This is a genomic window from Citrobacter sp. CK202 (assembly GCF_030333225.1).
In the GTDB taxonomy this organism is placed as follows: Bacteria; Pseudomonadota; Gammaproteobacteria; order Enterobacterales; family Enterobacteriaceae; genus Citrobacter_B; species Citrobacter_B koseri.
This window is the reverse complement of sequence record NZ_JAOWGI010000025.1, coordinates 350,414-375,671: the sequence shown is the minus strand read 5'-3', so window position 1 is coordinate 375,671 and position 25,258 is coordinate 350,414. Positions and strand designations below refer to the sequence as shown.

At 55.6% G+C, this 25,258-nt stretch carries 17 protein-coding genes; 4 read left to right on the top strand and 13 right to left on the bottom strand.

Features of this window, described 5'->3' with window-relative positions; genetic code table 11:
* Positions 1-62 precede the first annotated feature (62 nt).
* The 3 genes from glpC to glpA are packed head-to-tail and all read right to left on the bottom strand — an operon-like array spanning position 63 to position 4,127.
* The gene (glpC, locus tag OGX84_RS11315; protein ID WP_058667751.1) at positions 63-1,253 is read right to left on the bottom strand and encodes an anaerobic glycerol-3-phosphate dehydrogenase subunit GlpC; all 1,191 of its coding nucleotides are present in this window, start codon (positions 1,251-1,253) and stop codon (positions 63-65) included.
* Entirely contained in the window at positions 1,250-2,509 is a 1,260-nt protein-coding gene (gene glpB, locus OGX84_RS11310) for a glycerol-3-phosphate dehydrogenase subunit GlpB (RefSeq protein WP_047462373.1), read from the bottom strand. The genes glpC and glpB overlap by 4 nt, the downstream gene beginning before the upstream one ends.
* Entirely contained in the window at positions 2,499-4,127 is a 1,629-nt protein-coding gene (gene glpA / locus OGX84_RS11305; RefSeq protein ID WP_286458010.1) for an anaerobic glycerol-3-phosphate dehydrogenase subunit A, read from the bottom strand. The genes glpB and glpA overlap by 11 nt, the downstream gene beginning before the upstream one ends.
* Positions 4,128-4,400: 273 nt before the next feature.
* Between glpA and glpT the strand changes: the two genes are divergently transcribed.
* Positions 4,401-5,759 (top strand): glycerol-3-phosphate transporter, encoded by a 1,359-nt coding sequence (gene glpT / locus OGX84_RS11300; RefSeq protein WP_047462375.1) that lies wholly within the window; start codon positions 4,401-4,403, stop codon positions 5,757-5,759.
* A 4-nt stretch (positions 5,760-5,763) separates the two neighbouring features.
* Positions 5,764-6,834, top strand: coding sequence for a glycerophosphodiester phosphodiesterase (glpQ, locus tag OGX84_RS11295; protein WP_286458009.1), 1,071 nt, complete (start codon positions 5,764-5,766; stop codon positions 6,832-6,834).
* Between the two features lie 83 nt (positions 6,835-6,917).
* On the opposite strand, the gene yfaE is transcribed toward glpQ, so the two are convergent.
* The 4 genes from yfaE to ubiG all read right to left on the bottom strand — a co-directional run bounded on the left by yfaE (position 6,918) and on the right by ubiG (position 12,012).
* Positions 6,918-7,172, bottom strand: coding sequence for a class I ribonucleotide reductase maintenance protein YfaE (gene yfaE / locus OGX84_RS11290; RefSeq protein ID WP_012131520.1), 255 nt, complete (start codon positions 7,170-7,172; stop codon positions 6,918-6,920).
* Positions 7,172-8,302: a class Ia ribonucleoside-diphosphate reductase subunit beta gene (gene nrdB / locus OGX84_RS11285; protein WP_012131521.1), complete on the bottom strand. Its 1,131-nt coding sequence runs from the start codon at positions 8,300-8,302 to the stop codon at positions 7,172-7,174. Before nrdB ends, yfaE begins: the two co-directional genes overlap by 1 nt.
* Positions 8,303-8,404: 102 nt before the next feature.
* The gene (gene nrdA / locus OGX84_RS11280) at positions 8,405-10,690 is read right to left on the bottom strand and encodes a class 1a ribonucleoside-diphosphate reductase subunit alpha (protein ID WP_012131522.1); all 2,286 of its coding nucleotides are present in this window, start codon (positions 10,688-10,690) and stop codon (positions 8,405-8,407) included.
* Between the two features lie 593 nt (positions 10,691-11,283).
* The gene (gene ubiG, locus OGX84_RS11275) at positions 11,284-12,012 is read right to left on the bottom strand and encodes a bifunctional 2-polyprenyl-6-hydroxyphenol methylase/3-demethylubiquinol 3-O-methyltransferase UbiG (RefSeq protein ID WP_275374823.1); all 729 of its coding nucleotides are present in this window, start codon (positions 12,010-12,012) and stop codon (positions 11,284-11,286) included.
* A 159-nt stretch (positions 12,013-12,171) separates the two neighbouring features.
* Between ubiG and gyrA the strand changes: the two genes are divergently transcribed.
* Complete coding sequence (gene gyrA / locus OGX84_RS11270) at positions 12,172-14,808, top strand: DNA topoisomerase (ATP-hydrolyzing) subunit A (RefSeq protein ID WP_058667737.1); 2,637 nt, start codon at positions 12,172-12,174, stop codon at positions 14,806-14,808.
* A 108-nt stretch (positions 14,809-14,916) separates the two neighbouring features.
* Here the strand turns inward: gyrA and OGX84_RS11265 are convergent, their stop codons facing one another.
* The 6 genes from OGX84_RS11265 to atoS all read right to left on the bottom strand — a co-directional run bounded on the left by OGX84_RS11265 (position 14,917) and on the right by atoS (position 22,169).
* Positions 14,917-16,101, bottom strand: a complete 1,185-nt coding sequence (locus OGX84_RS11265) for an acetyl-CoA C-acetyltransferase (protein ID WP_012131525.1) — start codon at positions 16,099-16,101, stop codon at positions 14,917-14,919.
* Between the two features lie 30 nt (positions 16,102-16,131).
* Positions 16,132-17,454, bottom strand: coding sequence for a TIGR00366 family protein (locus OGX84_RS11260; RefSeq protein WP_012131527.1), 1,323 nt, complete (start codon positions 17,452-17,454; stop codon positions 16,132-16,134).
* Positions 17,451-18,101 carry a 3-oxoacid CoA-transferase subunit B gene (locus OGX84_RS11255; RefSeq protein WP_012131528.1) on the bottom strand — a complete coding sequence of 217 codons (651 nt, stop codon included), beginning with the start codon at positions 18,099-18,101 and terminating at the stop codon, positions 17,451-17,453. The genes OGX84_RS11260 and OGX84_RS11255 overlap by 4 nt, the downstream gene beginning before the upstream one ends.
* Complete coding sequence (atoD, locus tag OGX84_RS11250; protein WP_024130160.1) at positions 18,101-18,763, bottom strand: acetate CoA-transferase subunit alpha; 663 nt, start codon at positions 18,761-18,763, stop codon at positions 18,101-18,103. The genes OGX84_RS11255 and atoD overlap by 1 nt, the downstream gene beginning before the upstream one ends.
* Before the next feature lie 197 nt (positions 18,764-18,960).
* A complete protein-coding gene (gene atoC / locus OGX84_RS11245; RefSeq protein WP_012131530.1) occupies positions 18,961-20,346 on the bottom strand; it encodes an acetoacetate metabolism transcriptional regulator AtoC in 1,386 nt (461 codons plus the stop codon).
* Positions 20,343-22,169, bottom strand: a complete 1,827-nt coding sequence (atoS, locus tag OGX84_RS11240) for a two-component system sensor histidine kinase AtoS (protein WP_112001891.1) — start codon at positions 22,167-22,169, stop codon at positions 20,343-20,345. The genes atoC and atoS overlap by 4 nt, the downstream gene beginning before the upstream one ends.
* A 168-nt stretch (positions 22,170-22,337) precedes the next feature.
* Between atoS and rcsC the strand changes: the two genes are divergently transcribed.
* Entirely contained in the window at positions 22,338-25,184 is a 2,847-nt protein-coding gene (gene rcsC / locus OGX84_RS11235; protein WP_200073644.1) for a two-component system sensor histidine kinase RcsC, read from the top strand.
* The last annotated feature ends 74 nt before the right edge of the window (positions 25,185-25,258 follow it).

Here is a 25,258-nt window from a genome sequence, read left to right as displayed (position 1 = left end):
CTGATGGCGCTGCGCTTATCGGGCCTGCCGTGGTTTGCAGGCCCGATAAGACGTTAACGCGCTTAACCTAATGCCTGGGCAAGCAGGGTAATCGGATGTTCGCAGCGTTTGCTTGTCGACATCTCAATTTGCCACTTACAGGTTTCACAGTCGGTCACCACAATATCCGCGCCGCTCTCTTCAATCTGGCGGAACAGCGGGGCGCCGATGGATTGCGAGGTGGGGTAGTTTTCCTTTTTAAAACCGTAGGTTCCGGCAATCCCACAGCACTGGGAGTCCAGCACGGTCAGTTCCAGACCTGGGATCTGGCGCAGCAACTCCAGCGTATAGAGCGTCCAGCCCATCTTCTCCATATGACACGGCGTATGGTAAACCACCTTCAGCGGTAATTTTTTCAGCGGCAGCGTCTGGCCTGCATCGATCTTACGCCACAGCCAGCGGGTCGCGAGTTCGATATGCTCACGCAGCCCGCTGTTATCCACGTCCAGCACTTCCGGGTATTCATCACGCAGGGCAAAGGTGCAGGTTGATGAGGTTGCGATAACCGGAATGCCTTTTACGCCAATCGCTTCTCTGAGCGACGCCACATTGCTCACCGCCTGCTTGCGCGCTTTATCGGTAAAACCGTTGGCGATCAGCGGCACGCCACAACACTTCTCTTTACTTAACAACTGCACGCCGGTGCCCATTGCGTTCAGGACGTTAATTAAATCCTTACCAAGCTGCGGATGGTTGTAATTGACGAAGCAGCCGTGGAAGAAGGCGACCTGATCTTTGTACTGCGCCTGCTGTGCCGCAACGCTGCGATACCAGCGGCGGAAGGTGCCGAAGGAGTATTTCGGCAGCGTACGGCGATGGTCGATCTTCAACGCATAATCGAGCAACTGACGAACCGGTTTCAGCGACGTCGCGGTATTGACGACCGGGGCGAACGGCGTAGAGACGCTGCCCATTAAATCGGTGTGGCTTAAGATAAAGTTGCGCAGCGACGGGCGCGAAGTGTCATACCTGGCGCGCGCGCGCTGGATGATATCGCCAATTTTAACGTCTGACGGGCAGGCCACTTCGCAGCGTTTGCAGTTAATGCAGTATTTCAGCGCATCGTCGTACAGCGCGCCGTCTTTCAGGCGCAGGCGCTCGCCGTCCGGCCCTGCCTGTTTGGGGCCTGGGTAGCCAGGATTCACCCGGCTGACCGGGCAGGCGGTGGTGCACACCGTGCATTTGATACAACTCTCGAAACTCGTATCGCTCATTGCTGACCTCCTGCACGTTCTGCAATGTGACGTGCGGCGTGTAAGGCGCTGACTGCGCATACGCCGCCTCCGCATCCCTGGGCTATCGGATCGAATCCGCCGAGCACCGAGCCGATGGCAAACAGATTTTCTACGGTCTGCCCCGCCAGTGAGGGGCGCAGCGCATCATCGGTCGTGACGCCAAACTGCTGCCAGGGTTGCGCATCAAAGAAATCACGCTGATACCATTCGGCGCGGGTGGCCGTTTGCTGAACGTCCAGTCCCATAATGGGTTCGCGAATGCCGTCGCGTTCGGCGACCAGGCCGCTGCTGAAGAAGCTGCCGCTGGCGAGTACCGCAAAGCGCGGGCGCAGAGGAATGTCGGCATGGTTGCGGGTCCAGACTTCGCTCACGACGCCGTTACGGCAGGTCACTTTTTTCACCTCGTCGCCCGGCATCCAGATCCCGCCCTGACGAACAAACTGGCGCTGCAAGCGATTGTGCAGGCGAATGCCCGGCACGGAAGGCGGCAGCGTCGGCAGCAAATTCAGCGAGCAGGGCAGACGTTCATTGAGCCAGCGCCAGAGGCTGTCATCCGCCAGGCCGAAACAGGCGGGCATGATGATCATGTCGCAGGTTTTTGCTATCGGTAAGAGCGCGTCGTGGAGCAACGGCCATTTTTCTTCGTTATCGAGCAAACGCGCAATATTCACCGCACGAAACTCCGTCGGGTTATCGCGTAATACGTCCAGTTCAGGCAGGTCGATCTCTGCCGTCTCTACCGTGAGATGGTGCTGACGCAGCGACGCCGCTGCGAGGTGCGCCTGAAAGTCCAGTAAACCGCTGATGCCGACGACGCAAATGCGTTGCGCGGCCAGCGGCCAGACGGGCACTTCTGGCGAGCTTAGCCAGGTGGCGCGCAATGTTCCCAACGGCGTGACGCGCAGATGCGACTGTTGTACATCGCCTTGTAAATGCGCGCCAGACGCTTCCAGCAACGCTTGCGCCTGCTGCGCCAGTTCCAGAACGGTTGACGCGCCAATTGTGGTGTAAGGGTGCGTCGGCGCTTGTTCGCGTAACGCATTCAGACCTTCAGTGATATTTGTGACGGGCTGACCGTCCGGCAGGGTGCTGAGTAGATCCAGCGAGCCGGAGGAGAAGTGCAGCGCGCTTTGGCCGCGAGTGACGATCGCACAGCGCAAACCGTGTTTTTGCAGTTCCAGGCCACACAGTAATCCGGCGAGACCGCCACCCATAATGACCGTATCAAATTTCATCCTGGTGCTCCTTCTCCAGACCGCACAATCCCTGATAAACCCAGCGCGTGAACTCGCTTTCGCGCAGCGCGTCTCCCCAGGCGACAGGCTGTACGCCTTTCCAGCGTTCATTGAGGAACGCAGAAAGCTGAGTGATGGACTGAGCGGCGGTAGTGACATTAAAACGTTGCAGCAGCCCGGCGGCGCGGCAGGCGCACAGTTCTCCCTGACATGTGCCCATGCCTACGCGGGTACGGCGGCGCAGATCCAGCAGGCTGTTGACGGTTAAATTTTCGACGGCGTACTGCACTTCGCCTGCGGTGACCGCTTCGCATTCACAGACCAGGCTGCGGTGCTGGCGACCTTCGCTGAGCCAGGCCGGAGTACGATCGCCGTGACGATAGACGGCGGAACCGCGTAGCGGGGCGGGCAGCGAGATCACGCGTTTAAGCGTGTTTTCCGTGGGTTCCTGCGAGCCGGGAAGGGCGGTTTGCGCGGTGACGCAGGGGCGAGTGTTGCCCAGTTTTCGGCATACCGCGTCGGTTGCCCATTCCGCCATCAGGCGGTAGGTCATCAGCTTACCGCCCGTAATGGTGATAAACCCGTCCAGCCCGTCGCGTGCAGCATGGTCAAACAGCACAATGCCGCGGCTGACATTACGACCGCTCGGATCGTCATCGCTGGCGACCAGCGGACGCACGCCCGAGTAGGCGCGCAAAATGCGCGTTTTCGCCATCACCGGCGCCAGTTTTTCCCCTTCACGCAGCAGAATATCAACCTCTTCCGCAGTGACGTGGTTGCTGTCGATCTCGTTGTAGTCAATGTGGGTCGATGTGGTGCCGATGAGCGAGATGGTATCGCCGGGCACCAGAATATCGGCGTCGGATGGCTTGCGGCAGCGGTTAATCACATGCTGGTTAATGCGATGATCCATAATCAGCAGCGACCCTTTCGCCGGGAACATGCGGATGCTCAGATCGGCGTATTCCGCAATGCGCTGACCCCAGATGCCTGCGGCATTCACCACGACCGGCGCATGCAGCGATTGGCTTTCCCCTGTGAGATGGTTATGCACGTTCACACCGCAAATGGTCGCGCCTTCGCGAATAAGTCCGGTGACTTCATGCGCCGTTAAAATGATTGCGCCATGTTCTCTGGCATCCAGCATATTCGCGGCGGTCAGCCGGAAGGGATCGACAGTGCCGTCAGGCACTTTCACCGCGCCAATCAGCTGCGGATTGACGGCTGGTTCGATCAGCCGCGCCTGTTGCGGATCAATTGCTTCGGCGCGAATGCCCGCCTCTTCGCAGGCGCGAATAAAGGTGGCCTGGAAGGATAATTCGTCTTCCGGCAAGGTAATGAACAGACCGTCCGTTGGCTCAACGCAGTGGCGGGCGATCCGTTTCAGAATCTGGTTTTCGCTGATGCATTCGCGGGCAGACTCTGCGTCGGTAACGGCATAGCGGGCGCCGCTATGCAGCAGGCCGTGGTTACGGCCGGTTGCGCCGGTCGCGATATCGTGGCGCTCAACTAAGATAACGCGCAATCCGCGTAGCGCACAGTCTCGGGCGATCCCTGCGCCTGTGGCTCCCCCACCAATGATAATCACGTCACTTGTTTGCGAGTCGCGAGTTTTCATGGTTATCCCTCACAGTTCGTTTTTTATCATTTAGCCACATAAAAAGCATGGTTTGTTTGATTTCGCGCATAATCGCTCATGATTCGAAAATGAAACGTGATTTCGTGCGCTTTTCTGAACATTTGTCATAAATGTGTAACAATCTGTGCTGTAATTCACATTAACGACAGGTATCTTTACTTAACATCGCGCCCACACTGGGAGCAGCGAGGTTGGTTAGTTAAACGAACTGCGGTGTTTACCTCTAATAAGACACGGCCACGGAGGCTACATATGTTAAGTATTTTTAAACCTGCGCAACATAAAACGCGCTTGCCAGCAGCGGAGATTGATCCGACATATCGTCGGCTGCGCTGGCAGATTTTCCTGGGGATTTTCTTTGGTTATGCCGCTTACTATCTGGTGCGTAAGAACTTTGCGCTGGCGATGCCTTACCTGGTAGAGCAGGGATTCTCGCGTGGCGATCTGGGTTTTGCGCTGTCCGGGATCTCCATCGCCTATGGTTTTTCGAAATTTATCATGGGGTCGGTCTCTGACCGCTCGAATCCGCGCGTTTTCCTGCCCGCAGGGTTGATTCTGGCGGCGGCCGTGATGTTGTTTATGGGCTTTGTGCCGTGGGCCACGTCCAGCATTGCCGTGATGTTCGTGCTGCTGTTCCTCTGCGGCTGGTTCCAGGGAATGGGGTGGCCGCCGTGCGGTCGTACAATGGTGCACTGGTGGTCACAGAAAGAACGTGGCGGTATCGTCTCCGTCTGGAACTGCGCGCATAACGTTGGCGGCGGTATTCCTCCGCTGCTGTTCCTGCTGGGGATGGCCTGGTTTAATGACTGGAAAGCCGCGCTCTACATGCCGGCGTTTGGTGCGATCCTGGTGGCGATTTTCGCTTTCGCGCTGATGCGCGATACGCCGCAGTCCTGCGGTCTGCCGCCGATTGAAGAGTACAAAAACGACTACCCGGATGATTACAACGAAAAAGCGGAAGAAGAGCTGACTGCAAAACAGATCTTTATGCAGTACGTGCTGCCGAACAAACTGTTGTGGTACATCGCGATTGCTAACGTGTTCGTTTACCTGCTGCGTTACGGCATCCTCGACTGGTCGCCGACCTACCTGAGAGAAGTGAAACACTTTGCGCTGGATAAATCGTCCTGGGCGTATTTCTTGTACGAATATGCCGGTATCCCGGGTACGCTGCTGTGCGGCTGGATGTCGGATAAAGTGTTCCGTGGCAACCGTGGCGCAACGGGCGTGTTCTTTATGACGCTGGTGACCATTGCCACAGTTGTTTACTGGCTGAACCCTCCGGGAAATCCGACCGTGGATATGGCTTGTATGATCGTTATCGGCTTCCTGATTTATGGCCCGGTCATGCTGATTGGTCTGCACGCGCTGGAACTGGCGCCGAAAAAAGCGGCAGGTACGGCGGCGGGCTTCACCGGCCTGTTTGGTTATCTCGGCGGTTCCGTCGCGGCGAGCGCTATTGTCGGCTATACCGTTGACTTCTTCGGCTGGGACGGCGGCTTCATGGTGATGATCGGCGGCAGCGTTCTGGCGGTTATCCTGCTGATTATCGTGATGATTGGCGAAAAACGCCACCATGAAGAGCTGATGTTGAAACGCAACGGAGCTTAAGTGAATGAAGACGACACTGAAAAATCTCAGCGTGGCATTAATGCTGGCGGGTATGGTCGTGAGCAGCGCGGCAGTCGCTGCGAATAAAATCGTGATTGCGCACCGTGGCGCCAGCGGCTATCTGCCGGAGCACACACTGCCAGCGAAAGCGATGGCGTATGCGCAGGGCGCCGATTATCTGGAGCAGGATTTGGTGATGACGAAGGACGACCATCTGGTCGTCCTGCATGACCACTACCTTGACCGGGTTACCGACGTTGCCGAACGTTTTCCGAATCGCGCCCGCAAGGACGGGCGTTACTACGCCATTGATTTCACACTGGATGAAATTAAATCCCTGAAGTTCACCGAAGGTTTTGATATTGAGAACGGCAAGAAAGTACAGACTTACCCTGGCCGTTTCCCGATGGGAAAATCAGATTTCCGCGTGCATACCTTTGAGGAAGAGATTGAGTTTGTTCAGGGGCTGAATCATTCGACCGGAAAAAATATCGGTATTTATCCAGAAATCAAAGCGCCGTGGTTCCATCATCAGGAAGGGAAGGATATTGCGGCTAAGACGCTGGATGTGCTGAAAAAGTATGGTTATACCGGTAAAAAAGATAACGTTTATTTGCAGTGTTTCGATGCCGCGGAGCTGAAGCGCATTAAGAATGAGCTGGAACCGAAGAGGGGGATGGATCTCAATCTGGTGCAGTTGATTGCGTACACCGACTGGAATGAAACTCAGCAAAAACAGCCGGACGGCAGTTGGGTTAACTATAACTACGACTGGATGTTCAAGCCTGGCGCGATGAAAGAAATCGCCAGCTATGCTGACGGGATCGGCCCGGACTACCATATGCTGATTGATGAAAAATCTAAGGTCGGGCATATCACGCTGACCGGCATGGTGAAAGAGGCGCAGCAGAACAAGATGGTGGTACACCCTTACACCGTACGCGCCGATCAGCTTCCTGACTACGCCACGGATGTTAATCAGCTTTATGACATCCTGTATAACAAGGCGGGTGTGGATGGATTGTTCACCGATTTCCCGGATAAAGCGGTGGTGTTTTTGAAGGATAAGCACTAAAAAGCCGGGTGGCGGCTTCGCCTTACCCGGCCTGTGAACTGCGGTTTTGTAGGTCGGGTAAGCGTAAGCGCCACCCGACAAGGTTACATCTCGATCTCAATATCGCCTTTTGCCCTGCAACAGCAGGGCAAAATTTCCCCTTCGCTGATAAAAGCCAGCGGTTCGGTCAGCCAGTCAACCTGGCCTGCGACCAGACGGCAGCGGCAGGAGCCGCAATAGCCCGCACGACACTGGTACTCCACTTCAACCTGATGCGCCTCAAGCGCCACCAGCAGAGAAGGGTGTTCTTCCCGACACAGCACTTCGGTGCCGGAAAGACGTAGCGTCACGCGTCCCATCAGAGCTGGAAATTACTCAGATCGTCGGTATCAACTTCCGAGTCAATCTGGCCGACCAGGTAAGAACTGACTTCCACTTCCTGCGGCGCCACCTGGACGTTATCGGAAACCAGCCAGGTGTTGATCCACGGGATCGGGTTGGAGCGCGTCTGGAACGGCAGCTCCAGGCCGACCGCCTGCATACGGATATTGGTGATGTACTCGACGTACTGGCACAGAATATCTTTGTTCAGGCCGATCATGGAACCGTCGCGGAACAGGTAATCCGCCCACTCTTTTTCTTGCTGCGCGGCCTGTACAAACAGGTCATAGCACGCCTGCTTGCTCTCTTCGGCGATTTCCGCCATTTCTGGATCGTCTATGCCGCTACGCAGCAGGTTCAGCATATGCTGCGTGCCGGTCAGGTGCAGCGCTTCGTCGCGGGCAATCAGACGGATGATTTTGGCGTTACCTTCCATCAGCTTACGTTCCGCGAAAGCGAAGGAGCAGGCGAAGCTGACGTAGAAACGAATCGCTTCCAGCGCGTTAACGCTCATCAGGCACAGGTAGAGCTGTTTTTTCAGCGCACGCAGGTTTACGGTGACGGTTTTGCCGTTCACGTTGTGCGTACCTTCCCCCAGCAGATGCCAGTAGCTGGTCATTTCAATCAGCTCATCGTAGTAGTGAGAAATGCCTTCCGCGCGCTTCTGAATTTGTTCGTTGGTGACGATGTCGTCAAATACCACCGCCGGATCGTTAACGATGTTGCGGATGATATGGGTATACGAGCGCGAGTGGATCGTCTCAGAAAACGCCCAGGTTTCTACCCAGGTTTCCAGCTCCGGGATGGAGATCAGCGGCAGTAATGCCACGTTCGGGCTACGTCCCTGAATGGAGTCCAGCAGCGTCTGGTACTTCAGGTTGCTGATGAAAATATGTTTTTCGTGTTCCGGCAATGACTGGAAATCGATACGATCGCGTGAAACGTCAACTTCTTCCGGGCGCCAGAAGAAGGAGAGTTGTTTTTCGATCAGTTTTTCGAAGATGTCATATTTTTGCTGGTCGTAGCGTGCCACGTTGACCGGCTGGCCAAAGAACATCGGCTCTTTGAGTTGGTCGTTTTTCGTCTGTGAAAAAGTGGTGTATGCCATTGAAGTGAGTCCTGTTGAGATTGTATCGCCCGGCGGTACTTCGTTTGCCGGGCCTACAAAACCGTAGGCCGGGTAAGCGTAGCGCTACCCGGCAAAAATAACTTAGATCTTACATGCGCCGCTTTCGCAGCCATCGTCCTGAATAGACGGCACCAGATCGTCCTGCGCATCTTCCGCACCGTCACGGGTGTTGTGATAGTACAGGGTTTTCACGCCAAATTTATAGGCGGTGAGCAGATCTTTCAGCAATTGCTGCATCGGTACTTTACCAGACGGGAAGCGCGTCGGATCGTAGTTGGTGTTAGCGGAAATCGCCTGATCGATGAATTTCTGCATGATACCGACCAGTTGCAGGTAGCCGTCGTTGCTCGGCATTTCCCACAGCAGCTCATAGCGGTCTTTCAGCCCTTCGTAATCCGGCACCACCTGGCGCAGTACGCCATCTTTCGACGCTTTGATGCTGACATGGCCACGCGGCGGTTCAATACCGTTAGTGGCGTTGGAGATCTGCGAAGAGGTCTCAGACGGCATCAGGGCGGAAAGCGTGGAGTTACGCAGACCGTGCGTTTTGATGGACTCACGAAGCGCTTCCCAGTTGTAGTGCAGCGCTTCGTTGGCGATCGCATCCAGATCTTTTTTGTAGGTGTCGATCGGCAGAATGCCCTGAGCGTAAGTGGTTTCATTAAACCACGGGCATGCGCCTTGCTCTTTCGCCAGCTCGTTAGAGGCCTTCAGCAGATAGTACTGAATGGCTTCAAACGTTTTGTGCGTCAGGTTGTTCGCGCTGCCGTCAGAGTAACGCACGCCGTGTTTCGCCAGATAGTAAGCGTAGTTAATTACGCCGATACCCAGCGTACGGCGACCCATTGCGCCGCGTTTAGCCGCCGGAATAGGGTAATCCTGGTAATCCAGCAGCGCATCCAGCGCGCGTACCGCCAGCACCGCCAGCTCTTCCAGCTCATCCAGGCTGTTAATTGCGCCCAGGTTGAAGGCGGAAAGCGTACACAGCGCGATTTCACCGTTTTCGTCGTTAACGTCCATCAGCGGCTTGGTCGGCAGGGCGATTTCCAGGCACAGGTTGGACTGGCGTACCGGCGCAACCTGCGCATCAAACGGGCTGTGGGTGTTGCAGTGATCCACGTTCTGAATGTAGATACGGCCAGTTGATGCGCGTTCCTGCATCATCAGCGAGAACAGATCCACGGCTTTCACGCGCTGCTTACGAATGCTGTCGTCTTTTTCGTATTTGGTGTACAGACGCTCAAACTCGTCCTGATCGGCGAAGAAAGCGTCGTACAGACCCGGAACGTCGGACGGGCTGAACAGGGTGATGTCTTCACCTTTCAGCAGGCGGGTGTACATCAGCTTGTTGATCTGTACGCCGTAGTCCATGTGACGCACGCGGTTGCCTTCCACGCCGCGGTTGTTCTTCAGTACCAGCAGGCTTTCCACTTCCAGATGCCACATCGGGTAGAACAGCGTCGCCGCACCGCCGCGCACGCCGCCCTGAGAGCAGGATTTCACCGCCGTCTGGAAGTGTTTGTAGAACGGAATACAGCCGGTGTGGAATGCTTCGCCGCCGCGAATCGGGCTGCCCAGCGCGCGAATACGACCGGCGTTGATGCCGATACCGGCACGCTGAGAAACATATTTCACGATCGCGCTGGAGGTGGCGTTAATGGAGTCCAGGCTGTCGCCGCACTCGATCAGCACGCAGGAGCTGAACTGACGAGTTGGGGTGCGCACGCCGGACATGATTGGCGTCGGCAGAGAAATTTTGAATGTAGAAACCGCATCGTAGAAACGTTTCACGTAGTCGAGACGGGTTTCACGCGGATAGTTAGAGAACAGGCAAGCGGCAACCAGAATATAAAGGAACTGCGCGCTTTCATAAATCTCGCCGGTTACACGGTTCTGTACCAGGTATTTACCTTCCAGCTGCTTAACGGCAGCGTAGGAGAAGGTCATATCACGGTCGTGTACGATGAACGAATCCATCTGCTTGAACTCTTCTTCCGTGTAGTCTTCCAGCAGATGATTGTCGTATTTACCCAGCTCAACCATTTTCACCACATGATCGTAAAGCGCTGGCGGTTCGAACTCGCCGTAAGCCTTTTTACGCAGGTGGAAAATCGCCAGGCGCGCGGCCAGGTACTGATAATCCGGCGCATCGCGGGAGATCAGGTCGGCAGCGGCCTTAATGATGGTCTCATGGATATCGGACGTCTTGATACCGTCGTAGAACTGGATATGAGAACGCAGTTCAACCTGGGAGATGGATACGTTATTCAGTCCTTCTGCCGCCCAATCCAGAACTCGATGGATTTTGTCGAGATTGATGCGTTCAGTACGACCATCACGCTTTGTCACCAGCAGACTCTGATTCATGTGGGTTTTACCTGTCCGTGAAAGAAAAAATATCCCCCGTTTATCCACAATGCCACGTTGTGACTAAGTCTGTGGATAAATACTATATATAGGGGGTAACTGATAAATGAAACGCTATATGGTGAGTATTCTAGTAGGGATTCTTTTCAGTACAAGAGTTGATTTTGAGGTTAAATTGAGGTTGCAAAAGGGTGATAATCGCTAAGTGCGCGTCTTATAAGGCCTGGAGGGCATGTCAATAATTCATAAAAAAAAATGAAAATTTGATCGAGTGCTGATTTCTTCATCTAAGGCAGGAAAAGTTCCTATGATCTGGCGCAAAAATTGCCCTGACGATCCTACTCAGGATTGGTAGGCGATGCGTAGGCCCGGCAAGCGCAGCACCCCGGGCAAATTGCCGGATGGCGGCGTAAACGCCTTATCCGGCCTACGATGGTTTGTAGGCCCGGCAAGCGCAGCGCCCCGGGCAAATTGCCGGATGGCGGCGTAAACGCCTTACCCGGCCTGTGATGGTTTGTAGGCCCGGCAAGCGCAGCGCCCCGGGCAAATTGCCGGATAGCGGCATAAACGCCTTATCCGGCCTACAGACGCAGTTAGTCAACTTGTGCGGTAGTGTGAACCATATAGTTAACATCAACGCCCGGCCCGAGCTTGAAGGTGTTGGTAATCGGGTTGTAGTGCAGCCCGGTCATGTGACGCTCTTTCAACACGGTCTGATCGACCCAGTTCAGCAACTCCGCAGGCTTAATAAATTTTTTCACATCGTGCGTGCCTTTCGGCACCATGCGTAAAATATACTCCGCCCCCACCACGGCCATCAGCCACGACTTGCCGTTGCGATTAAGGGTCGAGAAAAAGACTTCACCGCCCGGTTTAACTAATTGCGCACAGGCCCTGACGACCGATTGCGGGTTCGGTACGTGCTCCAGCATCTCCATACAGGTCACGACGTCGTACTGGTGCGCATGTTTCGCCGCATGCTCTTCAACCGTCTCCTGCACGTAATCAACCTGAATACCGCTTTCCAGCGCGTGCAGTTTCGCGACCTGCAAAGGCTCAAAGCCCATATCCAGGCCCGTTACCGTCGCACCTTCACGCGCCATGCTCTCAGCCAGAATGCCGCCGCCGCAGCCAACGTCGAGCACCTTTTTGCCGAACAGGCCGCCGGAACGCTCGGCAATGTAGCCCAGGCGCAGCGGGTTAATGCGGTGCAGAGGCTTAAATTCACCCTCAAGATCCCACCAGCGTGACGCGACAGCTTCAAATTTGGCGATTTCTTCGTGATCAACGTTATGCGTCACCGGGGGTTTTTCGGCATTCATTGGCGCTTTTACTCCTTATTTGGCAAGTCGCCTGAGTATATCAGCACGACGGGATGAATAAAGCCTCCGTAGAAGACCATTCCATTTACCTGTCTCATTGCGATTGTGTTATAATTTGCGACCTTTGAATCCGGGATACAGTAGAGGGATAGCGGTTAGATGAGCGACCTTGCGAGAGAAATTACACCGGTCAACATTGAGGAAGAGCTGAAGAGCTCTTATCTGGATTATGCGATGTCGGTCATTGTTGGCCGTGCGCTGCCGGATGTCCGAGATGGCCTGAAGCCGGTACACCGTCGCGTACTATACGCCATGAACGTATTGGGCAATGACTGGAATAAAGCCTATAAAAAATCTGCCCGTGTTGTTGGTGACGTAATCGGTAAATACCATCCTCATGGTGATTCCGCGGTGTACGACACTATCGTCCGTATGGCGCAGCCTTTCTCGCTGCGTTACATGCTGGTGGATGGTCAGGGCAACTTTGGTTCTATCGACGGCGACTCTGCCGCGGCAATGCGTTATACGGAAATCCGTCTGGCGAAGATTGCCCATGAACTGATGGCCGATCTCGAAAAAGAGACGGTGGATTTCGTTGACAACTATGACGGCACGGAAAAAATTCCTGACGTCATGCCGACCAAAATTCCTAACCTGCTGGTAAACGGCTCGTCCGGTATCGCGGTAGGTATGGCCACCAACATCCCGCCGCACAACCTGAAGGAAGTGATCAACGGTTGCCTGGCGTATATCGATGATGAAGACATCAGCATTGAAGGGCTGATGGAACACATTCCTGGCCCGGACTTCCCGACCGCCGCGATCATCAACGGTCGTCGCGGTATTGAAGAAGCCTATCGTACCGGTCGCGGGAAAGTGTACATTCGCGCTCGCGCGGAAGTGGAAGCCGACGCGAAAACCGGCCGCGAAACCATCATCGTTCATGAAATTCCGTACCAGGTGAACAAAGCGCGCCTGATCGAGAAAATCGCTGAACTGGTGAAAGACAAACGCGTTGAAGGCATCAGCGCGCTGCGCGACGAGTCTGATAAAGACGGGATGCGCATCGTGATTGAAGTGAAACGCGATGCCGTCGGGGAAGTGGTGCTTAACAACCTTTATTCCCAGACCCAGTTGCAGGTTTCTTTCGGTATCAACATGGTTGCGCTGCACCACGGCCAGCCGAAGATCATGAACCTGAAAGAGATCATTTCCGCGTTCGTGCGTCACCGTCGCGAAGTGGTGACGCGTCGTACTATTTTCGAACTGCGTAAAGCCCGCGATCGCGCGCATATCCTTGAAGCGCTGGCGATTGCGCTGGCGAACATCGATCCGATCATCGAGATGATCCGCCGTGCGCCAACGCCGGCAGAGGCAAAAGCGGCGTTAATCTCCCGTTCATGGGATCTGGGCAACGTGGCGTCTATGCTGGAACGCGCCGGTGATGATGCTGCCCGTCCTGAGTGGCTGGAGCCGGAGTTTGGCGTGCGTGATGGTCAGTATTACCTGACTGAACAACAGGCACAGGCGATTCTGGATCTGCGCTTGCAGAAACTGACCGGCCTGGAGCATGAAAAACTGCTCGACGAGTACAAAGAGCTGCTGGAACAGATCGCAGAACTGCTGCACATTCTGGGCAGCGCCGATCGTCTGATGGAAGTGATCCGCGAAGAGATGGAACTGATCCGCGATCAGTTTGGCGATGAGCGTCGCACTGAAATCACCGCTAACAGCGCCGATATTAATATCGAAGATCTGATCAGCCAGGAAGATGTGGTTGTAACGCTGTCTCACCAGGGTTACGTCAAATATCAGCCGCTGACCGATTACGAAGCGCAACGTCGTGGCGGGAAAGGTAAATCTGCCGCGCGTATAAAAGAAGAAGACTTTATCGACCGTCTGCTGGTGGCTAACACCCACGACACGATCCTCTGCTTCTCCAGCCGTGGCCGTCTGTACTGGATGAAGGTCTATCAGCTGCCGGAAGCGAGCCGTGGCGCGCGTGGCCGTCCGATCGTCAACCTGCTGCCGCTGGAAGCCGACGAACGTATCACCGCCATTCTGCCGGTACGCGAGTACGAAGAGGGCGTTAACGTCTTTATGGCGACCGCCAGCGGTACGGTGAAGAAAACGGCGCTGACCGAGTTCAGCCGTCCGCGTTCCGCCGGTATCATCGCGGTGAACCTGAACGAAGGCGACGAGCTGATCGGCGTGGATCTGACCTCCGGTTCCGACGAAGTCATGCTGTTCTCCGCTGCCGGTAAAGTGGTGCGCTTCAAAGAAGATGCCGTTCGTGCGATGGGTCGTACCGCGACCGGCGTACGTGGCATCAAACTGGCGGGCGAAGACAGCGTCGTTTCCCTGATTATTCCGCGTGGTGAAGGCGCTATCCTGACCGTGACGCAGAATGGTTACGGTAAACGTACGGCGGAAGGCGAATACCCAACCAAGTCTCGTGGCACGCAGGGCGTTATCTCCATTAAAGTCACCGAGCGCAACGGTTCCGTTGTTGGCGCGGTACAGGTGGATGATGCCGACCAGATCATGATGATCACCGATGCCGGTACGCTGGTTCGTACCCGCGTATCGGAAATCAGCGTCGTTGGCCGTAACACCCAGGGCGTAATCCTCATCCGCACGGCGGAAGATGAAAACGTGGTGGGTCTGCAACGTGTTGCTGAGCCGGTGGATGATGAGGAACTCGACTCCATCGACGGCAGCGTAGCGGAAGGGGACGAGGATATCGCCCCGGAAGCGGAAACCGATGACGACGCAGCGGATGACGCTGACGAGTAATTCGGCGTTGTAAATCGTGTGTGAAAGGAGGCCATTGCGCCTCCTTTTTTTTGCCGGATGGCGGCGTAAACGCCTTATCAGGCCGCCACCCGGCAAAGGCGCAAATCCTTAATTCATCCTTTCCACTATCATCGCAATACCCTGACCGCCGCCGATGCAGAGCGTGGCCAGCCCGAGCGTTTTATCGTGTGCAGAGAGGGCGTGCAGCAGCGTCACCAGAATACGCGCGCCGCTGGCGCCGATGGGGTGTCCCAGGGCGATAGCCCCACCGTTGACGTTCACCTTCTGCGGATCAAAACCGAGCGTCTTACCTACGGCAAGGAACTGTGCGGCAAACGCCTCGTTGGCTTCGATCAGATCGATATCCGAAAGCGTTAAACCGCTCAGTTGCAGCGCCTTCTGCGTGGCGGGAACCGGCCCCATCCCCATTAACGCCGGGGCGACGCCGCCGCTGGCATAGGCTTTGATACGAGCCAGTGGGGTCAGGCCCGCCGCCAGCGCTGCGGATTCTTCCATCACTACCAGCGCTGCCGCGCCGTCATTGATCCCAGAGGCGTTTCCTGCCGTTACCGTACCCGCCTTGTCGAAGGCCGGGCGTAATGCAGCAAGACCTTCCGCCGTTGAATCGGCTTTCGGAAACTCGTCGCGCTCAAACACCACGGTTTTCTTACGGGATGTGACGCTAACCGGCACAATTTCGGCCTGGAATGCGCCGGAATCAATAGCGGCAACGGCTTTACGCTGTGAGAGCAGCGCCAGCTCATCCTGCATCTCCCGGCTGATGCCGTATTCCCGGGCGACGTTTTCTGCCGTGATCCCCATATGGTAGCCGTGAGTGGCGCAGATCAGACCGTCGCGCAGGATCACATCGGAGAGCTGTCCGTCGCCAAGACGATAGCCCCAGCGGGCTTTGGCATCCAGCAGATACGGCGCCTGGCTCATATTTTCCATACCGCCTGCGACAATCGCCTGTGCCTGTCCGGCCTGAATCGCCTGCGCGGCAAGCGCCACGCTTTTGAGGCCGGAGCCGCATACTTTGTTAACTGTAAAGCCGCAGACCGTCTCTGCGAGGCCGCTTTTGAGCAGTGCCTGACGCGCCGGGTTTTGCCCAAGACCAGCCTGTAGCACATTGCCCATAATCACTTCATCCACCCGTTGTGGGTCGAGCTGCGCGCGTTCAAGCGCCGCCTTAATTACGGTGGCGCCAAGGTCGATGGCGCTGGTGGTTGCCAGTGCGCCGTTAAAACTGCCGATTGCGGTACGCGCCGCGCTGACGATGACACAGTTTTTCATCTTCTGTTCCTTAAAAGTGCGTGGTTGCCGTCAGAAAAAGGTCAAACCGATGACAAAAATGATCCCGGAGAAGAGCAGGGCGGTGATGCAGTAGCCCATAATGTCGCGTACCCCGAGTCCGGCGATTGCCAGGGCGGGCAGCGCCCAGAATGGCTGCGCCATATTCATCCACTGCTCACCGTAGGCGATTGCCATGACTGACTTGCCGAGATCCGCCCCCAGCGCCTGAGCCGCAGGCATGACGAATGGCCCCTGGATAACCCAGTGGCCGCCGCCTGATGGCACGGCAAAGTTAATCAGCGCAGAGCTGAAAAAGGTCATCACCGGGAAGGTGTCTTTGTTGGCGACGTTGATGAAGAATTCAGTGATAAGGCCACCGAGGCCGGAGTGTTCCATCATCAGTTGGATCCCGGCGTAGAAGGGGAACTGCACCAGAATACCGGCGGTACTGCGCGCTGCGGCGCTGATGGCGCGCATGTAGGCCATTGGCGTTTTGTGCAGCAGCAGACCGGCGATCATAAACATCAGATTGACGGTATTGATGGTGATGTTGAATCCCTTCTCGGCGAAGTAGAGCCCCAGATAGGCAATCCCTAATGCGCCAATGATCAGCGCGAGAATGCGGCTCTCTTCCAGTTTTTCCGACGGTGGCGCGTCAGCCGGCAGTTTCTTCTGAAAATCAGCCTCTTCCAGCAGCAACTTCGGATCGATGCTGACCACGTCGGAGGGTTTTGGCGTCATCATCCGGGTAATAAACGGCATTACCACGATGAGGCCGAGCGTGATGAAAATATTGAACCCGGTGAACAGAGTATCGCTAACCGGAATCAACCCCGCGACGTGTTCTACCGGGTTGCCTGGCGTTGCGGCCAGCAGGGGCATAGAGCCAGAGAAGCCGCCGCCCCAGGTGAGAAAACCGATATAGGCGCAGGCGATAAGCAGCGGATAATCGGAACCCGGCACGCGACGGGCCACTTCACGGGCAAACATTGCGCCGACCACCAGACCAAAGCCCCAGTTGATCACGCAGGCGACCGAGCCAAAGAAGGTCACCAGCATGACGCCCTGGGCGGGCGTCTTAGCGGCTGAAGCGGCGGTACGCAACAGGCTTTTAACCGGGCCGGAACTGGCCAGGGCGTGGCCCGTCACGATAATCAGCGCCATTTGCATACCGAAAGCCAGCAGGTTCCAGAAGCCGTCGCCCCAGAACCTCACCATACTGACCGGCGTTTGCGGCGTCAGCCAGAGAGCGATCCCGAACGTCAGCAGGGTTAACAGCATTGCGAAGATCAGCGGATCAGGAAGCCAGCGGCTGACGACCCGCGTCATAAAGCGTGAAATACGCCCAATCATGCGTCACCTCTCTGAATGACCAGATCGGCCGCAACCTCAAAGTGCGCTTCAGTTTTTGCCCGCAGGGTTTCCAAATCACACCCTTCGGCGATTTCTGTCAGCCACATCTTGCCGTCGATAAAGCGAAATACAGCCAGTTCGGTAACCAGCATATGCACCGCGTGCTGGGCGGTGAGCGGCATGGTGCACTGGCGCAGAATTTTCGCCGAGCCGTCTTTCGCGCAATGTTCCATTGCAATGATCACTTTGCGCGCGCCGGTGACCAGATCCATTGCGCCCCCCATGCCGGGAACCATTTTGCCGGGAACCACCCAGTTGGCGAGGTTTGCCTGCTCATCCACCTGTAGCCCGCCGAGTACGCAGGCGTCAACATGGCCCCCGCGAATCAATGCGAACGACATGGCGCTGTCGAACATTGCCGCGCCGGGCAAAATGCCACAGGGTTGACCGCCAGCGTTCACCAGATCCGGGTGGGCCGTCGTGACCGGCCCCAGTCCCAGAAAGCCGTTCTCAGATTGCAGGGTGATGTGAATGTCATCCGGCAGGTAGTTTGCGACCATCGTCGGCAAACCAATTCCCAGGTTAACCACGTCGCCATCATGCAGCTCTTGCGCCACGCGGCGCGCAATACGTTGTTTAGCATCCATTATTTGCTCTCCTGTGGAATAACGATGTGGTCGATAACGGCGCCGGGGGTGACAATCTGGTCAGGCAGTAGATCGCCTGTTTCAACCATTTCGTCAGGCTCAACCAGGGTGATGTCTGCGGCGAGAGCAATGAGGGGGTTAAAATTACGGGCACTGAGCTGGTAGGTCAGGTTGCCAAGCGGGTCGGCGCAGTGGGCTCGAATAAGCGCCAGATCTGCACGCAGTGGACGCTCCAGCAGCCAGGTTCTGCCATCGAGCTGAAGCGTTTGCTTTCCCTCTTCAACCACGGTGCCGACGCCAGTCGGGGTCAGAAAACCGCCCAGCCCGGCGCCGCCGCAGCGGATTTGTTCAATCAGGGTGCCTTGCGGAACCAGTTGAACCTCCATCTCTTTGGCAATCATTCGCCGACCCGTTTCCGGGTTGGTGCCGATATGGGAGGCGATGACCTTGCGCACCCGGCCATTTACAATAAGCGGGCCGATGCCGGTATCGACAAATGCGGTATCGTTGGCGATCAACGTCAGGTCCCTGACACCGGATTCAAGTAAGGCTTCAACAAGGCGGGGCGGGGTGCCTACCCCCATAAAACCGCCGACCATGATGGTCATGCCGTCACGAAAGAAGCCTGAGGCGTTCTGTAAGGTAATCAGTTTTGTTTTCATTATGTTTCCCTTTTGCATACTCCATTTTGGGTACGCAAAGGGAATAGCAAGCGGGATGCCAGGATTGATAAACCGAAAAGAGAAGGCTTAACCTGATGAATATAAAAATTAATTTTCACGGAAGGGGGATGAGAGGGCGTGAGGCGCTATGCAGAATTTTGCACAGTGCGCAAAATTCTGCATAGCAACTTCTGGTATCAGAGGCCTGCCGGATCGATGCCGTACTCCTGTAATTTGTACATCAACGCGCGTCGGCTGATGCCCAGCATTAACGCGGTGCGCGTGCGGTTTCCCTCCTGCTGCTCCAGAACTTCCATAATGATTCGGCGTTCTTCGCGTTTAATCTCTTCTTTCAGGTTCCGTTCACCGGGTTGGGCTGGTTTTATTCCGCTGGCGTGACTCACCGACTGGCGGAACTGGGTAGGGAGGTCTTCGGCAAAAATCACCGCCCCGGTGTTCATTACCACCGCGCGCTCAATCACATTGGATAATTCGCGGATATTACCGGGCCACGGCCAGGCGGTGAGAAGTGACATAGCGGAAGGGTCGATTTCAATAATATCCCGCTGGTTTTCTGAGCTGAATTTCTGCAAAAAGTGGTTGGCCAACAGGGGGATATCTTCCCGCCGCTCACGCAAAGGAGGAAGCGTCAGATGAATCACATTTAGCCGATAAAACAGATCTTCACGGAAGGTGCCTTCTTTCACCATTTCCTGCAAATTCCGGTTGGTGGCGGCGACAATGCGGATATCAACCTGAATGGTTTGATGCCCGCCAATGCGTTCAAACTCCCTCTCCTGGAGGATTCGCAGCAGCTTAGCCTGTAACACCAGCGGCATTTCGCCTATTTCGTCCAGCAGCAGCGTTCCCTGATGAGCGCGCTCAAACAGCCCCTGACGTCGCGTTTGTGCGCCGGTAAACGCCCCTTTTTCGTGGCCGAACAGTTCGCTTTCCAGCAGTGATTCCGGCAGCGCCGCACAGTTAATCTTGATGAAGGGGCCGTTTGCCCGGCGTGAGTTATAGTGAATGGCGCGGGCGATCAACTCTTTTCCAGTGCCGCTTTCGCCGCTAATGAGCACGTTGGCCTGGGAAAGCGCGATTTTTGCGGTATCTTTGCAGATATCCATCATCCCCGGACTGTTGGTCAGAATATGTCCCCATTGCCAGCTGGTACTCAGCGCCTGATGCAGGCTGCGGATCTCCTGCTTCATGGCCTGGAGCTGCAAGGCCCGCTGAATCAATAAGTTCAGTTCATCGAGGTCGAACGGTTTAATCACATAATCAAATGCGCCGCTGCGCAGTGCTTCTACGGCGGTTTCCACTTCAGCGTAGGCTGTCATCAGAATAATGGGAACCCGTGGATGCTGTGCGCGCATCACTTTCAGCGCTTCAATGCCGTTCATCTCCGGCATGCGGATGTCCATCAGCACCACGTCGGGCGGCGCGTCGGCAAAATGTTGCAGCGCTGTCTGACCGTTACTGGCGCACTGGGTTTCATGGCCTTGCAGCGAAAACGCGGTGGCGAGCATACGGCGAACATTATCTTCGTCATCAACGATGAGAATACGGTAGCGAGTTTTCATTCTGACGAGGTTTCCTGCGGGTTAATCGGTAAAATAAGGGTAAAGGTCGCGCCGCATCCGGGCATACTGGTAACGTATATGTCGCCCTGATGCGCATTGATGATGCGCTGACTTAACGCCAGCCCGAGGCCGGTTCCTGACGCTTTGGTGGTGAAGAACGGATCAAAGATTTTTTTCTGCAAAGCGACGTCAATACCGCAGCCATTATCTTCAATGGCGATCGCCAGATGCGTGGTCGTGTAGCGCCAGGTTCGGATACGAATTTCGCCGCGCGCGCCTATCGCCTGCACCGCGTTGATAAGCATGTTCAGGAGCACCTGTTTGAGCAGTTCGCGATCGGCGACGATCGTGGGCAATGCGGCGTTGAATTCCGTATTGAAGTTAATTCGCGCCTGCACCCCGGAAGTCTGCACCAGGATCAACGCCTCCTCGATCAGCGTATTAATGGATACCTGCTGCCACTGACTTTGTCGCGGTCGGGAGAAGTCCAGCAGTTGCTGGATGACTTTATTAATAGAATCAATTTCTTTCAGTACAACGGACAGATATTCCTGATGTACAGGCAGATTGATTTGCTGGCGAATAATCTGCACATAACCCCGGATGGCGGTGAGCGGGTTGCGCACTTCATGCGCCACGCCTGCCATCAGTTCACCCAGCGTGGCGAGTCTCTCCGTTTGCGCCAGACGGCGCTGCGCATCTTTACGGGCGGTTAAATCGGAAAACATCACCAGCGCGCCAATCAACTCACCGTCAGCGTTATGAATGCGACTGGTGGTGACGCTGAGTTCAATTGTCCGGTCACGCGCGGGGAAGCTGACTTCCTGAGCCAGATGTTCGGTGCCGTTCTCCAGAGTGTCAAGCACAGGGCTGGAAAAATGAGGATCGGCGAACAGCGTTGAGTAGGGGCGCCCGGCCAGTTCATGCAGCGTATAACCCGTGATGGTCTCTGCGGCAGGATTCATCGTGGTGACATTACCTTGTCTGTCGATCGCGATAACCCCATCGGCGGCGTTCTCAATAATCAGATCGTTCAGCGTCTTGGTTTCCCGCAGTGTCTGCGCCAGAGCGTTGACGCTGCGGCTGATTTGCCCCAGTTCACCGGGGAGATCGGGTAACTGGGCCGGCGTTTTCTGCGCAAGAGTAGGCAAGCCTTCAGTAATGATATCGATATTGGCGCTCAGGCGGCGTGAGAAGAGAATGATCAGTAACAGGCTGCTGATAAGCCCCGCCGCCAGAACGGCAATAATACGAACATCCATTTTCCAGGCCTGTCGGCGAATATCTTCGGTCAACTCATTCGCCCAGATATAACCAATGACCTCGCCATGCCGCGCTATCGGAATCATTGAGTTGAGGATATCGCCGCGCACCTGCCGGCCTGAAAATACCACCGGGGCGTTGGTACTCATGACCTCCCGGCCAGGATGGTCGGGAGCGATAGTGACCCCGACGTTGTTTTGATACAGTGCCGAAGGGGCGTAGGTGATAATGGCGTCCAGCGCCTTATTGTAATAGCCCGCGCCAATTCCCGGAAACGCGCGAGTGATACGTTCAGTGACCGGTGATAACTGCGCATTCAGCGCGCGGATACGCTCATCGCGCGGCAGATTTTCCTGCTGGGTGAAGCTGTCGCCCAGCGCTTCATCAAGCAGATGCACGACAGCCGATAATTTTTTCTCTTTTTCAGATAAGACCGCTGATCGACCTTCGGTTTCTACGATATAACCAATAGAGAGCGTCGGCACGATGACCATCAGGATAGCCATCAGTATCATTTGATTGCGTAAGCGTCGCGGGTAAAGCCGTCTCAGGTAGCGCATGCTGACATCCGTGTGGTCTTTATCAGGCAAACGCCAATTATCGGGGGTTGAGGCGCAGGTTTCTCAGCGGTATATCATATTCCCGCAAAGAGAGGGCATTGCGACGCCGGGCATTTACCGCTACCTTAACCACACTCTATTTATCGCCTGAGGCGGAGCTTCGCCCCTTTGAAATACCTTGCTTCCTTTCGTACAACCCTGAAAGTTTCGCGCTACCTGTTCAGAGCGTTGGCGTTACTGATCTGGCTGCTGATCGCTTTTGCTTCGGTGTTTTACATCGTCAATGCGTTGCATCAGAGAGAGTCTGAAATCCGTCAGGAATTCAATCTCAGTTCCGACCAGGCGCAGCGCTATATTCAGCGCACGTCTGACGTAATGAAAGAACTCAAATACATTGCCGAGAATCGCTTAACGGCGGAAAACGGCGTGATGTCCAGCCGGGCGCGCGACGATAAAACCGTGGTGCCCAATTTTGAGCCGCTGTTTGCCGACTCCGACTGTGCGGCGATGGGGAATGCCTGGCGCGGGTCGCTGGAGTCGCTGGCCTGGTTTATGCGCTACTGGCGCGACAATTTTTCTGCGGCCTACGATCTGAATCGTGTTTTCCTGATTGGCAGCGACAATCTCTGTATGGCGAATTTCGGCCTGCGCGATATGCCGGTCGAACGTGATAATGCGCTGAAAACGCTGCATGAGCGCATTGTTAAGTACCGCAATGCCCCGCAGGAAGAGAGCGGGAATAACCTTTTCTGGATTAGCCAGGGGCCGCGCCCCGGCATCGGCTATTTTTATGCCCTGACGCCGGTTTATCTGGCCAACCGCTTGCAGGCGCTGCTGGGCGTCGAGCAGTCCATTCGGATGGAGAACTTTTTCACGCCGGGAAGTTTGCCTATGGGGGTGACGATCCTCGATGAAAATGGTCATCCGCTGATTTCGCTGACCGGGCCGGAAAGCAACATCAGGCCGGAACCCCGCTGGATGCAGGAGCGCTCCTGGTTTGGCTACACGCCAGGGTTCCGTGATCTGGTTCTGAAGAAAAGCCTGCCGCCATCGTCGCTCAGCATTGTCTACTCCGTACCGGTCGATCTGGTGCTGGAGCATATTCGAATGCTGATTCTGAATGCTATTCTGCTGAATGTGCTGGTGGGCGCCGCCTTGTTCACGCTAGCGCGCATGTATGAACGGCGTATCTTTATTCCGGCGGAAAGCGATGCTCAGCGGCTGGAAGAGCATGAGCAGTTTAACCGGAAAATCGTCGCTTCCGCGCCGGTGGGGATCTGCATCCTGCGTACCATTGACGGGGTTAATATTCTCAGTAATGAACTGGCGCATACCTACCTCAATATGCTCACCCATGAGGACCGGCAAAGGCTGACGCAAATTATCTGTGGTCAGCAGGTTAACTTCGTCGATGTGTTGACCAGCAACAATACCAATCTGCAAATCAGCTTTGTCCATTCGCGCTATCGTAATGAAAACGTGGCGATTTGCGTGCTGGTGGATGTGAGCGCGCGCGTCAAAATGGAAGAGTCGTTGCAGGAGATGGCGCAGGCGGCGGAGCAGGCGAGCCAGTCCAAATCAATGTTCCTTGCGACCGTGAGCCACGAACTGCGCACGCCGCTGTACGGGATTATCGGTAACCTCGATCTGCTGCAAACCAAAGCGCTGCCGAAGGGGGTCGACAGGCTGGTTACGGCGATGAACAACTCCTCCAGCCTGCTGCTGAAAATCATCAGCGATATTCTCGACTTCTCAAAAATCGAATCCGAGCAGTTGAAGATTGAACCACGTGAGTTCTCGCCGCGTGAGGTGATGAACCATATTACGGCCAACTATTTACCGCTGGTGGTGAGAAAACAGCTTGGCCTGTACTGCTTTATTGAACCGGATGTACCGGTTGCGCTGAACGGCGACCCGATGCGTCTGCAACAGGTGATTTCTAACCTGCTGAGTAACGCCATCAAATTTACCGATACCGGTTGTATTGTGCTGCATGTGCAGTGTGATGGCGATTATCTCAGTATTCAGGTACGCGATACCGGCGTGGGGATTCCGGCGAAAGAGGTTGTGCGTTTGTTCGATCCTTTCTTCCAGGTGGGAACCGGCGTGCAGCGTAATTTCCAGGGAACCGGCCTGGGGCTGGCGATTTGTGAAAAACTGATCAGCATGATGGATGGGGATATCTCCGTCGATTCAGAGCCCGGGATGGGCAGCCAGTTTACGTTACGCATTCCACTTTATGGCGCGCAGTACCCGCAGAAAAAAGGCGTCGAAGGGCTGGCTCAAACGCGTTGCTGGCTGGCGGTACGCAACGCGTCGCTGTGTCATTTTATTGAGTCCAGCCTGGCGCGAAGCGGTGTCGATGTGCTTCGTTACGAAGGGCAAAAACCGGCGCCAGAGGATATTCTGATTACGGACGATGTGCTGGAGCTGGCATGGCAGGGGCGTGCGGCGGTTGTTTTCAGCCGCCGCCATATTGGTATTCCGCAGGAAAGAGCGCCGGGCGAGTGGGTACACAGCGTGGCGTCGCCGCATGAATTGCCTGCGCTGCTGGCGCGGATTTACAGTATTGAGCTTGATAACGACGCGCTTGCAACGGCGCTGCCTGCGCCGGATAAAACCGACGCGACGAATGACGACATGATGATTCTCGTGGTGGACGATCATCCGATCAACCGTCGTTTGCTGGCCGATCAGTTGGGATCGCTGGGGTATCAATGCAAGACCGCGAATGATGGTGTCGATGCGTTGAACGTGCTGAGTAAAAACCATATTGATATCGTGCTGAGCGACGTCAACATGCCGAATATGGACGGCTACCGCCTGACGCAGCGTATTCGCCAGCTGGGGTTGACGTTGCCGGTGGTCGGCGTCACGGCTAACGCGCTGGCGGAAGAGAAACAGCGTTGTCTGGAGTCCGGTATGGATAGCTGCCTGTCCAAGCCGGTGACGTTAGATGTGCTTAAGCAGACGCTGGCGGTGTATGCGGAGCGAGTGAGAAAGACGCGGGCATAAAAAAGGCCGGATGGCGATTTCGCCTTCTCCGGCCTACTGCGGGCATCAACGTCGGCCTGATAAGCGCAACGCCA

Coding starts and splice junctions, on each gene's coding strand:
- OGX84_RS11260 (WP_012131527.1), bottom strand. CDS start 17,454: ATGATTGGGCGTATTTCACGCTTTATGACGCGGGTCGTCAGCCGCTGG.
- glpT (WP_047462375.1), top strand. CDS start 4,401: ATGTTAAGTATTTTTAAACCTGCGCAACATAAAACGCGCTTGCCAGCA.
- atoD (WP_024130160.1), bottom strand. CDS start 18,763: ATGAAAACAAAACTGATTACCTTACAGAACGCCTCAGGCTTCTTTCGT.
- glpA (WP_286458010.1), bottom strand. CDS start 4,127: ATGAAAACTCGCGACTCGCAAACAAGTGACGTGATTATCATTGGTGGG.
- yfaE (WP_012131520.1), bottom strand. CDS start 7,172: ATGGGACGCGTGACGCTACGTCTTTCCGGCACCGAAGTGCTGTGTCGG.
- glpB (WP_047462373.1), bottom strand. CDS start 2,509: ATGAAATTTGATACGGTCATTATGGGTGGCGGTCTCGCCGGATTACTG.
- OGX84_RS11255 (WP_012131528.1), bottom strand. CDS start 18,101: ATGGATGCTAAACAACGTATTGCGCGCCGCGTGGCGCAAGAGCTGCAT.
- OGX84_RS11265 (WP_012131525.1), bottom strand. CDS start 16,101: ATGAAAAACTGTGTCATCGTCAGCGCGGCGCGTACCGCAATCGGCAGT.
- glpC (WP_058667751.1), bottom strand. CDS start 1,253: ATGAGCGATACGAGTTTCGAGAGTTGTATCAAATGCACGGTGTGCACC.
- atoS (WP_112001891.1), bottom strand. CDS start 22,169: ATGCGCTACCTGAGACGGCTTTACCCGCGACGCTTACGCAATCAAATG.
- gyrA (WP_058667737.1), top strand. CDS start 12,172: ATGAGCGACCTTGCGAGAGAAATTACACCGGTCAACATTGAGGAAGAG.
- nrdA (WP_012131522.1), bottom strand. CDS start 10,690: ATGAATCAGAGTCTGCTGGTGACAAAGCGTGATGGTCGTACTGAACGC.
- ubiG (WP_275374823.1), bottom strand. CDS start 12,012: ATGAATGCCGAAAAACCCCCGGTGACGCATAACGTTGATCACGAAGAA.
- glpQ (WP_286458009.1), top strand. CDS start 5,764: ATGAAGACGACACTGAAAAATCTCAGCGTGGCATTAATGCTGGCGGGT.
- nrdB (WP_012131521.1), bottom strand. CDS start 8,302: ATGGCATACACCACTTTTTCACAGACGAAAAACGACCAACTCAAAGAG.
- atoC (WP_012131530.1), bottom strand. CDS start 20,346: ATGAAAACTCGCTACCGTATTCTCATCGTTGATGACGAAGATAATGTT.